The sequence below is a fragment of the Fulvivirga ligni genome, from assembly GCF_021389935.1.
Classification (GTDB): Bacteria; Bacteroidota; Bacteroidia; order Cytophagales; family Cyclobacteriaceae; genus Fulvivirga; species Fulvivirga ligni.
In genome coordinates this window covers 564,478-578,047 of record NZ_CP089979.1, presented here as the reverse complement: position 1 = coordinate 578,047, position 13,570 = coordinate 564,478, and the positions used below count along the sequence as shown (strand labels likewise).

The following is a 13,570-nucleotide window of genomic DNA, read 5'->3' as shown; positions in this document are numbered from 1 at the left end:
CTACATAAAATTTTAATATTGGAAAGTATAGACGAACCTCCGAGTGAGATTTTGCTAGCAGGGATTTTAAGTGAAAGTGCATTAATATATGTGCTTAGTGGACTAGCCCTGCTATTGCTACTCACCATGTCCGCATTAATTAGTGGCTCAGAAGTAGCCTTTTTTTCGCTTACCGCGAAAGATATTTCTGAGTGCAAAGAAAGTGACCGCCCAGCCGATGCTCGAATAGTGGCACTGATTAAAAATCCACAGCGGCTGTTAGCTACAATTTTAATTGTTAACAACTTTGTAAACGTAGCCATAGTTACGCTCTCTACATTTGTAATGTGGGAGATACTGGGCACCAAAAGCACAGAAGGTAGAGATGTTTTTATCCTAACAGTAATAACTACTATTGCCATCGTATTTTTTGGTGAGATTATGCCTAAGGTGTATGCTACGCCAAATAATCTGCAATTTGCCCGGCTTACATCAGGCTTACTCAAAGCGAGTAATTATGTATTCAGACCTATTTCCTTCTTCTTACTTACTATCAGTAATGTCATAGAAAAGAGGTTTGAGAAAAAAGGATACGATATATCTGTGGAAGAGCTGCATCATGCACTTGAACTTACCACTACAAATGAAGAGACCACAGAAGAGGAAAAGGATATTCTAAAAGGCATTGTAAATTTTGGTACGCTTTCCGTAAAGCAGGTTATGCGTAGCCGAATGGATATCACCGCCTTCGACTCGGAACTGGACTTTCATGAGTTAATGGATAAAATCAATAAATCGGGCTTTTCTCGAATTCCGGTTTATACTGAGACCATTGATAATATTGACGGCATACTTTATATAAAAGATCTTCTTCCATATCTCGATCAAGATGAAAACTTTGAATGGCAGAAACTGCTCAGACAAGGTTTTTATGTGCCAGAAAATAAGAAGATCGATACCTTGCTCAAAGACTTCCAGGAGAAAAGGGTTCATATGGCCATAGTGGTTGATGAGTACGGAGGAACCTCCGGTTTGATCACTCTTGAAGATATTATTGAAGAAATAGTTGGTGAGATTAATGATGAGTTTGACGACGATGATGTAGTGTATAGCCAAATGGACGAGTACACTTATGTTTTTGAGGGTAAGACCACATTAAACGACTTCTGTAAAATTCTTGAAATTAATGCCTCCACGTTTGACAAAATAAAAGGAGAAAGTGAGTCTCTGGGTGGTCTACTATTAGAAATTAATACTAAATTGCCTTCTGCTGGTGAGAAGATTTATTACGATAAATATATTTTCACAGTAGTAGCTGTAGATAACAAAAGAATAAAAAAGGTTAGAGTTTTTCTGAAATCCAATGAAGAGGAAAGTGAGAAGATTAAATAGTCTGTTTGTAGTGGTTTTTGTTGTTTTGATTATTGGGTGTTCTTCTGATTATGCTCCAAAACCTAAAGGATACAACAGATTTGTACTTCCACCTCATGAGTATCAGGCTTTACCGGATACTTTCCCATATAGTTTTGAATATTCTAAACACGCCCGGTTATTAAGAGATTCTTCCTGGATTTCTGATCGATTTTGGGTTGAAATATATTATCCTCAGTTTAAGGCGGACATTAATATTACTTATAAAGTAGTAGATAATCAGGATTCCCTGAAAGGATATTTGGATGATGCCTATTTTCTTACAGCCAAGCATCAGATTAAAGCTTCTGGTATAGATGAGACTATAGCCAAAACGGCAACAGGTAAAACAGTAGTATATGCTGAGCTAGACGGAGAAGTGCCAAGTCAGTTTCAGTTCTTCACTACAGACTCTACCAAAAACTTCTTCAGAGGGGCACTTTACTTTGATACCAAAGTTCATAACGACTCTTTGATGCCAGCCATAGAATATGTGAAAATCGATATCGTGAAAATGATGAACAGCTTTACCTGGAATGATAAGGTAGAGGTGAAATAGGCGTAATGGCTATTCTTTAATTTTAATCCTAATATAGAGCCTCCACAGAAAGGACATTCATGCAAGGCTTCTTCGATACCAAAATAGAATTCCTCAAAGGTGTAGGGCCGCAGAAGGCCACTCTTTTAAATAAAGAGTTGAAAATCTTTACATATGGAGATCTAATTCAGTATTACCCATTTAGGTACGAAGATAGAACCCAGTTTTATCCTATTAATATGCTCAATGGCTCCATGTCTCAAGTGCAGATTAAGGGAAAGGTGCGTAGCATTCAAACTATAGGAACCGCCAGAAAGAGAAGGCTGGTAGTACAACTAGCAGATGAAACCGGCGAGATAGAGCTAGTCTGGTTTAAAGGTATTCAGTGGGCCATGAAGAAAATACAACCTGGTGTTGAATACCTGGTCTTTGGAAAGCCTACAGCATTTGGTAGTAAATTAAATATGGCGCACCCAGAAATTGATGTGATGACACGTCAGAATCAGGATGTGAGTTTTTTGCAACCAGTGTACAATACTACAGAAGTATTAAAGCGAAAATTCTTAGACAGTAAGGCCATAGGAAAGTTGCAGCTGCTTCTCCTACAACAAGCTCAGAGTAAAATTCGAGAGACATTACCAGCCAATATTATTCAGGACTATTCCTTAATAAATAAAAGAGCTGCTCTGAATAACATCCACTTTCCTAAAGATCAGAATTATTTACAGAAGGCACAGTTTAGGCTGAAATTTGAAGAGCTGTTTTATATTCAACTGCGCCTGTTAAAATTGAAGTTGGCGAGGATTGATAAATTTAGAGGTGCCGTTTTTCATGACACTGATCTGCTTACTCGTTTTTATAACGATCATCTTCCATTTGAACTTACAGATGCCCAAAAGCGAGTAATCAAGGAGATTTATAAAGATATGCGCTCGGGCCAACAGATGAACAGACTTCTTCAGGGTGACGTGGGGAGTGGTAAGACCATCGTGGCTTTTATATGCATGCTGTTGGTAGTGGGATCTGGAAGTCAGGCGGCGCTTATGGCTCCCACTGAAATCCTGGCCATACAGCATTATCAAGGTTTAAAAGAGTTTGCAGAAAGCATGGGTTTGAAAATAGCCCTGCTCACTGGGTCTACCAAACAGAGTGAACGCAAAATTATTCACCAATATTTATTAAGCGGAGACCTTAATATTCTAGTAGGAACCCACGCCTTACTTGAAGACATTGTTCAGTTCAAGAACCTTGGTTTGGCCGTGGTGGATGAACAGCATCGATTCGGCGTGGCCCAGAGATCTAAGCTTTGGCAAAAGAATAAACATCTATACCCGCATGTTTTGGTGATGACGGCTACTCCCATACCAAGGACATTGGCCATGACGCTTTATGGGGATCTGGATGTTTCCGTTATTGATCAATTACCCGCCGGCAGAAAGCCCATTAAGACAGTTCATAGATATGATGCTAACCGACTTAAAGTCAATGGCTTCATTAAGGAGCAGATGGAGCTTGGGCGCCAAATTTATATCGTATATCCTTTAATAGAAGAATCTGATAAGTTGGAGCTTAAAGATCTTATGGATGGCTATGAAAGTGCGTGTCGGGCATTTCCAGACGTGCCAATAAGCATAGTTCACGGCAAAATGAAGCCGGATGACAAAGACTACGAAATGCAGCGCTTTGTGAAGGGTGAAACTAAAATAATGGTTGCCACCACAGTAATTGAGGTTGGTGTGAACGTGCCAAATGCCAGTGTTATGGTCATAGAAAATGCTGAACGCTTCGGGTTGGCCCAGCTGCACCAGCTTAGAGGTAGAGTAGGTAGGGGAGCGGAGCAGTCTTATTGTATTCTTATTACTAATTATAAGCTCAGCAAAGAAGGACGTGTAAGAATAGAAACCATGGTGAGAACCAATAATGGTTTTGAAATAGCAGATACAGACTTGCAGTTAAGAGGCCCTGGTGATTTAATGGGTACTCAGCAAAGTGGCGTTTTAGATCTTCTAATTGCTGATTTAGGAAAGGATGGTACTATTCTTCAAAATGCCAGAGCAGCAGCACTGAGCGTTACAGATAAAGATCCTGAATTGAAATCAGAGGAGAATGCAGTAATTAGTCAGCAAATTAAATCAATGAAAAAAACAGCCATAAACTGGAGCCGAATAAGCTAAAAAAATAATCAACATATAAATTATATCTTTACAGTTAATAAAATTAACATCAACTATGCGACAAAAAATTGTAGCCGGAAACTGGAAAATGAATAATACCCTTGACGAGGGACTAAAACTTACTTCTGAAATAGTGAATATGGTAAGTGACGAAGTTAACACTGATGTAAAAGTGATTTTAGCTCCTCCTTTTGTGTACTTAACTCAAGTGAAGGGATTAATAAAAGATGCGGATAAGATTTCTTTATCAGCTCAGAACTGTAATGATAACGAAAGCGGTGCTTATACAGGTGAGGTGGCCGCTTCTATGCTAGCATCTATAGGCACTGAATATGTGATATTAGGCCATAGCGAAAGAAGAGAGTATTTTGAAGAGACTAATGAGCAGTTGGCGAAGAAAATTGATCTAGCTTTAAAAAATAATTTGAAGCCGATCTTCTGTTGTGGAGAGTCTCTGGAAGTAAGAGAAAATGGCTTATTTAAAGAGTTTGTGAGCAATCAGATCGAAGAGAGTTTATTTCACCTAGGTGAAGATGAGCTTAAAAAAGTGGTGATCGCTTATGAGCCTATCTGGGCTATTGGAACTGGTAAAACTGCCTCTACAGAACAAGCTCAGGAAATGCATGCTAGCATAAGAGAGCTTTTGGCAGAAAGATATGGCGCTGAAATAGCGGAAGAAATTTCTATATTGTACGGTGGAAGCTGTAAGCCAGGAAATGCGCCTGAACTTTTTGCATGTAAAGATGTAGATGGAGGCCTTATCGGAGGAGCTTCTTTGAAGTCTAGAGATTTTGTTGACATTATTAAATCATTCTAAATGTCTAAAGGCATAGATTTTATTTGTGTAAAGCTTTTTTGTGAAGAGGCTTTCATTGAAATAGTTGTAGCTGAACTAGGAGAGTTTGGCTACAATTCTATGATGGAAACAGATTCTGGTGTAGAAGGGTATATTGAGAAAGAAAATTTTAGTGAAGAAGATATTAAGGCTTTAGTGGCCAAATATGCTGATCTTACAGAAATTACTTTCGAGGTGGAAGAAATGGTTTCAAGAAATTGGAACGAAGAATGGGAGAAGAATTATGATCCCATCACTGTGGAGGATCTATGCAGAGTTAGGGCTACATTTCATGAGCCAGATCCGTCATTCAAGCAGGAGATAATTATCAATCCACGCATGTCATTTGGCACAGGCCATCATGCCACGACTTATCTTATGCTGAAAACGCAGATGGAACTAGATCATTCTGGTAAAAGAGTGTTGGATGCTGGTTGTGGTACCGCAATTTTGGCCATAATGGCCGAAAAGCTAGGTGCTACTGAAGTGATTGCGTATGATAACAACAGCTGGAGCACAGAGAATGCTCCAGAAAATGTAGACCTGAATAATTGTAAGACAATTACAGTAATGGAAGGAACAATAGATACACTTGGTCTTGAAGGTTCTTTTGATATTATTTTGGCTAATATTAATAAGAATGTGCTTTTAGACGAAATGGGGTCTTATAGTCGTTACTTAAAAAGTGGGAATACATTGGTGCTCAGTGGTTTCTATGATTATGATGTTGAAGATATAGTTTCTAAAGCTCAGGAAAACGGATTAACATTCGTGAGCAAAAAGGAAAGAAACAATTGGATGGCTGTAGTTTTTCATAAAAACTAAGTCATATATTTTTTAGCGCTGTGATGTTCTTAATGTTCAGAGCAGACACCTGCTTTAAATCTGCATAAAAGAGGAATCTTTTTATGCAGATTTAAAGTTTACAAGAAGTGAACATTTTTTAGTAATTACCTTAAAAGGCAATTCACTTTACCTTGGTATTTAGATTATGTGCAAAAAAGTACTTTATCTCTTATTGGCTTTCACCTGTTTTAGCCTGAATGCTTTAGCTCAGGATGGTGGCTCTTCTATGCAGCAAGATTCAGTGAAGCAATTGCTGGATGAATCTAGAGCAAAGCAGGTGCTCGGCATCAGCGATGATTTTCAAATGGCTTATTTGAAAATGAATGGTGAGCAAAAGGAAAAAGTAATTGACCAGCTGGTGGGCATCATGAATAATAGTAAAATCACCAGAGAGGTAAAGGAGAAATATTTTTCTGTACTCTCTAAATGTGTTCATGACGAGACTTCTAATACCACAAAGATTTCCGAATTTCTTGATGTAACCTCAAAGGTATTTGACAACTATCAGTCAAAGCAAATATTGGGATACCTGAATGCTGCCGATCGTTTTTTTGAGTATAAAGCGCTCTATTATTATAGATCAAATAAATTATATGCTGATGGTGACTACCATTTTGAGTTTATAGAAACAGCATTACCTGAAGAACCTGTTGTAGAAGAGCCAGAGTATAATGATGATGTAGAGGATTCTGATAACTACGAAGATGACTATCAGGAAGATGATGAATATTTTGATGACTGGGATGATGAACCTGAGGAAGAGGATTGGGATACTGAATGGGTAGACGAGTACGAGGAACAGTCAGATGATGCTGAAAGCCAGGAAATGATTGATGCTATCCGTGGAAGCAGTGCCATAATGCCGGTTTTAGAAGGACCAATCATTAAATTTGAAAGTACTAACCTGAATATAGTAACTCCTTACGATTCAGTATTTTTAGAAAACACATCTGGATCTTTTATGTTGATGAAAGATCAGTTTGTCGGCAGCGGAGGTAAGTTCGACTGGACAATTGCCGGTCTAAGTTCAGACTCGGTTTACTGTACTTTCCCTGAGTATAGTTTTAATACCCGAAGCCAGGCTTTAAAAGTAGAATCAGCCAAGCTTACTTATGTGGGTAAGGTTAAGACGCCCGTTGAAGGTGTTTTTGAATATAAAAGTGTTCGACATGATTCTACTAATTCCAGATACCCGCGTTTTATTTCATATTACAGTGATATTCCTGTTGAAGGTATAGGTGAAGGTGTTACTTATCACGGTGGTTTTTCATTGGACGGAGCTAAAATAAATAGTTCTTCCATTATGGGTGATATGTCTACCATTGAGGTGGCAGAAGAAGGAGAAAGGAAGTTTAAAGCCAAATCCAAAATATTTCAATTCGAAGATTCTGTTATTACCTCCAGACGTTCGGCGGTGGTAATATATCAATACAATGATTCCATTTATCATCCCGCAGTACGATTAAGTTATGATTACTTAAACCAAAATCTGGTTTTACAAAAAGATAAAGGTGGATATAGGAACACACCTTATGTTAGTAGCTATTTCAATTTAGATTTTACCGCAGACCTTATAAGGTGGGATTTAAAGGCCGATAGTTTGGATGCTTCAATTATGGAAGCCAGGCGAATAGTACCTCTAAACATTGAGTCTGCAGATCATTTTTCTTATGAAGATTATAGGAGCCTGGGGGATAAAATATATCCTTTCAACCCATTGGCGATGGTTGTGGCCTTTAGCAACACTGAAAATCTTGATGAATTCTATGTAGACCAGCTGGCTAAGAAATACAAGAAGGATGTGGATGTGATGAAAGGGGCGATGACTTTTCTCTCTCAAAAGGGCTTGATAGGTTATGATAGCAACAGAGGGAAAGTAACTGTAAAGGAAAAGGCTAAGCATTTATATATGTCTCACTTTGGCCGGAAGGATTATGATAACATAATTATCTCTTCAGTAATACACTACGAACCGAATGCCACCATAAACTTCCCAAAAAACTATATGCAAGTAAGGGGAGTAGAAAGCTTTAAGGTAAGTGATTCATTAAATGTAATTATTGAACCCGATAGCAGTGAAATTACCATTATGAAAAACCGTGATATTAAATTCAATGGTAAAATCATGGCAGGTAATTTCGAGTATATTGGGGAGGAGTTCTACTTCAATTATGACAGCTTCCTGATTAGTATGAATAAGATTTATTCTATTCAGTTTTATGTGCAGGATGAAAACTCAAGAGGAGGCCATGGTAGGAAAAAGGTAGACAATAACATGGTAGCTGTAGCCGATGAAAATAATCCTGATCAAGGAGCTACTTTGGGTACCTTATATATTAACAAACCTGGAAACAAGTCTGGGAAGGTCACATACACCAACTATCCAAAATTTAATGCCGGCCAGGGAGCGATGGTGTATTTTGACAGAGAAGAAATTTTAGGGGGTGTTTATGATCGGTCTTTGAAATTCGAGGTGCCGCCTTTTGATATAGATAGTTTAAGTGGTGAAGATCCATCCTCCATTGAGTTTGAGGGAGGGTTTAAATCCGGAGGTATTTTCCCTGACTTTGAAGAAAAGCTGGTCATTATGCCAGATAATACCCTAGGTTTTGAACATGATGTGCCCAACGAAGGCTACATGATTTACAATGACCCTGAAGCCAGATATTTTAACCATGTTACGCTTAATAAAAAAGGTCTTCAAGGAAATGGTGAGATACAGTTTTTGTCGGCCAATTTAAGATCAGATAACTTTATATTTTACCCAGATTCAGTAGTTGGTTCCGGAGGAGCAGTGAACTTACAAGAGTCTGAGTTTAATGGTTACACTTATCCACAGGCATCAGTAACGGACTACAGTGTGAAATGGATGCCCAAGCAGGATAGAATGTACATCAAAAACCAGTCTGATGCTCCTATTAGTTTTTACAATGGTACTGCATCGCTGGATGGTACAGCTGTCTTGACTAAGAAAGGTATGTATGGTGGTGGTATCCTTAATACGAGAGGTTCTGAATCCCGTTCTAAAAATATCAAGTTCGAAGATAATAAGTTCTCTGCCAGGCATGCAGACTTTGAGCTGCAATCTGACAACCCTGATAAACCCGCTCTTGCTGGTGATGATGTAAGATTAAGGTTTAACCTTGATGAGAACTATGCAGTAATAAGCCCTGAAATAGAAGGTGAGGCTGCCATAGAATTCCCTTTCGCGCAGTTTAAGACTTCAATTACTGAAGCCCGATGGGACCTGAATGAGGATAAAGTAACGATGACCAAGCCTGAAGATGTGCCTTTGGAAAGTTCTTACTTCTATACTACAAGAGAGGATTTGGATTCATTGAGTTTTAATGCTTCAGGTGCTGAATACGACATTAATACTTCTGAATTAAAAGTAACAGGTATTCCATATATCGTGGTGGCAGATGCTAAGATTACCCCTGAAAATAACGAGGTGCTTATTTTGGAAAACTCCAAGATTGGCAGATTGACCAATACAACCATCGTTATGGATACTTTAAATGAGTACCACAGACTTACAGAAGGGGTTATTGATATTATTTCACGAAATGAATTTACAGGTTATGCCACTTATAGCTTTGTAAATGCACTTAATGACACGGTACCTGTGAAGATGGAAAACTTCCACCTTGAAAAGTTCGAAGTGCCTGATGCAAGAAAGAAGGATACATATGTGATGCACACGGTGGCTAACGGTTCAGTAAGTGCAGATCAGAACATTTTGATTTCCCCAGGGATGTTCTATAAAGGGGATATGATCCTTTATGCTAACCGACCTACCATGGAGCTGGATGGGTACATTAAGCTAGATATTAATGAGCCTGATTATGATACCTGGATCGAGCAGAAGAGTACAGGAGAGCAGAAAGAGGTGATGATTGACTTTGATAATGGTGTTACTGAAGAGGGGAGAAGACTGGAAGCCGGTTTATATTTCAATATTGAAGACAATAGCTTGTATAACAACTTCATTAAGCCACGCCGTTCTATCGATGATGAAGCCTTCTTTGCAGCATCAGGAATGCTATACTATGATAAAGACAATAACGAGTTTGCTATAGAAGATACACTAAAAGCTTCAGGTAAGAGCTTTAAGGGGAAAGTCTATCGATTTAATCAGGATACAAAACAGATGCGTTTTGAAGGTCCAGTTACCTTCATGAGGTCAAATGAGGACTTTAAGTTTAAAGCTGCTGTATTGGCATCTGGTAACATGGAAACAAATGAATATAAGCTGAACTCCTATTTAGCTATAGATTTTGCCACGGTGCCTGCACAAGCTTTTGACATCATGGCAAGAGATATTAAAGATGTTATTGTGAACCTGGGTGCGCCGGAAGGTTTAGGAGATCATACACAGCTACTTTATAAACTGGTTGAGATCATTGGAGAAAGACCTACTAAGCAGTACGAGAAATTGTCTCAAGAAGAATATGTGCCTTTAAGTACATACTCCAGAGAAACATCGGTGCCATTGTCTTTATCCAATGTAGATTTAAAATGGTCGAACGATTATAATGCTTTCTACAGCGAAGGTAAGATTGGTCTTAGTAACATCAATAGTACAGATATCAACGGAGCTTTTGATGGCTTCATTGAAATCAGTAAAAATGAAGGAGGAGGCCCAATTCTGAATATTTTCATTAAAGCATCACCTGCTTCATGGTTTTATTTCAGTTATGAAGATGATCAATTGCTCATTCATTCCAGTAATAATTTAATGAATGACGTGATCAGTAAAAAGAGTAATGGAGCTAAGGCCAAAATTGGGGAGCTGGTATTTGCACCTGCAGATAAAGCTGAAACATTGAACTTTATTAACAGATTTAGACTTCAATATTACGGGATCGATGAATTATATGATTTAGATTCTGAGGTAGAGGAGCAGGAGGCTACTGATCAAGGGCAGGATGGCTTTGGCGGTACCAATGAAGATGATGGATTCGAAGATGACGATGACGGCTTTTAGCCTTTTAATGAAGCTTAAAATTCGTTATATTTGAACTAATAGCAACTAAAGTAAGTTTTATGGAACTTACTTTTTTTATCTAAACTGTAATTTATGGTAGCAGCAATAATCATAGCAATAATACTTTCTTATCTACTTGGATCCATTCCATCAGCAGTATGGTTTGGTAAAGCTTTGTATGGTATCGATGTGCGAGAGCACGGTAGTGGAAACCCCGGAGCAACTAACACATTTAGAGTACTAGGGAAGAAAGCTGGGACTATTGTTATGCTTGCTGATATAGTTAAGGGTATGGCTGCTGCTTCAGTAGCAGTTATCCTGATGAACCTGCAGTTTATCGATGAAAAGAATTTAGTGACCTTTAAGCTTATCCTTGGTGTGATAGGTGTTATAGGACACATATTTTCTTTGTTTCTCAATTTTAAGGGAGGCAAAGGGGTAGCTACATTACTAGGTATGATGATAGCTATTCACTATGAAGTGGCTCTACTTTGTATCGTTGTATTTTTAGTTACACTACTGATCTCAAAGTACGTTTCTCTTTCCTCCATTATTGGCACATTATCATTTCCTACAATGCTTTTGTTTGTGCCCAGGTTTCAAACTAATGAGCCATTGTTAGTGATTTTCGGATTCTTCCTATTCATAGTGATTGTATGGACACACCATAAGAATATCAGAAGAATGATGGAAGGACATGAGAATAAAACTTACCTTCTTAAATCTTCAAGGAAAGAAGATTAAAGCCGGAATTTCCTCTTTGCTGTACTTGATTATTCAAATAATATTTTGGATTGGTATTTGTTTTGGTTGATGTATTAATCATTCAAACATTAATCCATGAAAATTATTTACAGTCTATTTATCTGCCTTCTTTTTGGAATCAGCGCTTGCCAAGAAACTGAAGAGCTTGATATTTACGTTCCCAATGGCTCTAAACAAGAAGCTATTATACTTGAGGTGAAGAATACTCCTGCGAGTGAAAGGAATTATGCGGATTTCTTACAGTTGGCTATTGCTTATGCAGAATCTGGTGAGAGTTCATCTACCATAGAATTTTGGCTAAAAAAATCTTTTGATGATAATAGTGCCAAGGCCTGTGAAACTGTGACTTTCATGAAGGCTAACCGACAGAGTTGGAAAATCATATCTCAATACAAAGTCCTGGTCGACTCAATATTGGAGCATGAAAACTGCTCTGAAGGTGCTAAAGCTAGCGAATGACAGTGAGATTGTCCTATGCTTTCGCACTAATCATTTCAAGAAGGCTGTCCAGGTGTTCACGGTTATTAGAAAGTCGTGGCACCTTATTCTGACCACCTAATTTGCCTCTTTTCTTCATCCAGTTATAGAAAGTACCTTCTGGTACATCATGAACTATAGGAAGTACTAAAGCCATGTCTTTATACCTCTTAGCATCATAATCAGAATTGATGGCTCGCAGTTTCTCATCAAGCAGATGAGTAAACTCTTCCAGGTTAGATGGACGGCTTTTAAATTCTATGACCCATTCATGACCACCCTTGCTGCCTTCGTCGAAATAAACAGGAGCGGCTGTAAAGTTATCTATTATCGCCCCGGTTTTTTCACAAGCCTCAGCGATAGCTTTTTCAGCATTTTCAATGATAACTTCCTCACCAAAGGCATTGATGAAATGCTTCGTACGCCCTGAAATTTTAATTCTGTAAGGTGAAATGCTAGTGAATTTTATGGTATCACCAATTCTATACCTCCATAGTCCTGCATTAGTGGTTATTACCATCTCGTAGTTTTTACCCACTTCCACCTGATCTAATGAAAGTGTTCTTGGGTGCTCACTTTCAAATTCCTCGAAGGGTATGAATTCGTAGAAAATGCCATAATCCAGCATAAGAAGCATTTCATCACTTCCTCTTTGATCCTGAATGCCAAAGAAGCCTTCAGAGGCATTATAAGTTTCAAAATAATTCATATCAGCTGATGGAATCAGCTTTTTGAATAGCTCACGATAAGGTGTGAAAGAAACAGCACCATGAAAGAAAACTTCCAGGTTAGGCCAGACATCTAAAATATTATCAGTGTTCTTGAGCTCCAGTACATTCTGAATGAGCAGAATAGTCCAGGTAGGTACGCCTACCAGATTTGTAACGTTTTCCTCAGAGGTGATCTTGGCCATCTTCTCTATCTTCTCTTCCCATTTATCCATGAGCGCTACTTCCAGTTTTGGTGTTCGGATAAATTGAGCCCATAAAGGAAGGTTCTGCATAATTACCGCAGAAACGTCTCCGTAGTAAGAATTGGAGTTAGGATTAAATTCATTGATCTGATGGCTTCCTCCTATAGTAAGTCCCTTCCCGGTGAACATACGAGTCTCAGGATTACTATTTACATAGAATGATATGAGGTCTTTACCGCCTTTAAAATGACAATCATCTAATGCTTCCTGCGAAACAGGGATAAACTTGCTTCTTGCGTTTGTAGTGCCTGAAGATTTTGCAAACCAGGTGATTTCAGAAGGCCACAGGATATTCTGCTCGCCTCTCATAAGTCTTTCTATATAAGGAAATATATTTTCATAGGAATGGATAGGAACTCTATTCTTGAAGTCTTCATAGCTTTCTATATCCTTAAAGCCATATTCTTTGCCGAATTCAGTGTTTTTAGCTTCATAAAGAAGCTTTTTCAGCATTTCCCTTTGTACTTCATTAGGGTACTTGAAGAACAATTCAATATCATGAATACGCTTCTTCATCACCCAGGTTAATATAGAGTTTAATATATCCACCAGCTACAGTAGTTACAGTTGAGTCAGAACTTAAAAA

General features: G+C 38.3%; 9 protein-coding genes. 8 read left to right on the top strand and 1 reads right to left on the bottom strand.

What is annotated here, in order from left to right; genetic code table 11:
- The first annotated feature begins 27 nt into the window (after positions 1-27).
- The 8 genes from gldE (at position 28) to LVD16_RS02500 (ending at position 11,993) form a co-directional block, all read left to right on the top strand.
- A complete protein-coding gene (gldE, locus tag LVD16_RS02535) occupies positions 28-1,371 on the top strand; it encodes a gliding motility-associated protein GldE (RefSeq protein ID WP_233774563.1) in 1,344 nt (447 codons plus the stop codon).
- Entirely contained in the window at positions 1,343-1,948 is a 606-nt protein-coding gene (gldD, locus tag LVD16_RS02530; protein WP_233772013.1) for a gliding motility lipoprotein GldD, read from the top strand. The genes gldE and gldD overlap by 29 nt, the downstream gene beginning before the upstream one ends.
- Positions 1,949-2,007: 59 nt before the next feature.
- Complete coding sequence (gene recG, locus LVD16_RS02525) at positions 2,008-4,101, top strand: ATP-dependent DNA helicase RecG (protein WP_233772012.1); 2,094 nt, start codon at positions 2,008-2,010, stop codon at positions 4,099-4,101.
- A 55-nt stretch (positions 4,102-4,156) separates the two neighbouring features.
- Positions 4,157-4,918, top strand: a complete 762-nt coding sequence (gene tpiA / locus LVD16_RS02520) for a triose-phosphate isomerase (RefSeq protein ID WP_233772011.1) — start codon at positions 4,157-4,159, stop codon at positions 4,916-4,918.
- The gene (gene prmA, locus LVD16_RS02515) at positions 4,919-5,761 is read left to right on the top strand and encodes a 50S ribosomal protein L11 methyltransferase (protein ID WP_233772010.1); all 843 of its coding nucleotides are present in this window, start codon (positions 4,919-4,921) and stop codon (positions 5,759-5,761) included.
- Between the two features lie 166 nt (positions 5,762-5,927).
- Positions 5,928-10,769 (top strand): hypothetical protein, encoded by a 4,842-nt coding sequence (locus LVD16_RS02510; RefSeq protein ID WP_233772009.1) that lies wholly within the window; start codon positions 5,928-5,930, stop codon positions 10,767-10,769.
- 93 nt (positions 10,770-10,862) lie between these two features.
- On the top strand, positions 10,863-11,513 hold the full coding sequence (plsY, locus tag LVD16_RS02505; protein WP_233772008.1) for a glycerol-3-phosphate 1-O-acyltransferase PlsY: 651 nt from the start codon (positions 10,863-10,865) through the stop codon (positions 11,511-11,513).
- A 96-nt stretch (positions 11,514-11,609) separates the two neighbouring features.
- Positions 11,610-11,993, top strand: a complete 384-nt coding sequence (locus LVD16_RS02500) for a hypothetical protein (protein ID WP_233772007.1) — start codon at positions 11,610-11,612, stop codon at positions 11,991-11,993.
- A gap of 13 nt (positions 11,994-12,006) precedes the next feature.
- On the opposite strand, the gene LVD16_RS02495 is transcribed toward LVD16_RS02500, so the two are convergent.
- On the bottom strand, positions 12,007-13,533 hold the full coding sequence (locus tag LVD16_RS02495) for a GH3 auxin-responsive promoter family protein (RefSeq protein ID WP_502795553.1): 1,527 nt from the start codon (positions 13,531-13,533) through the stop codon (positions 12,007-12,009).
- Between the last annotated feature and the right edge of the window lie 37 nt (positions 13,534-13,570).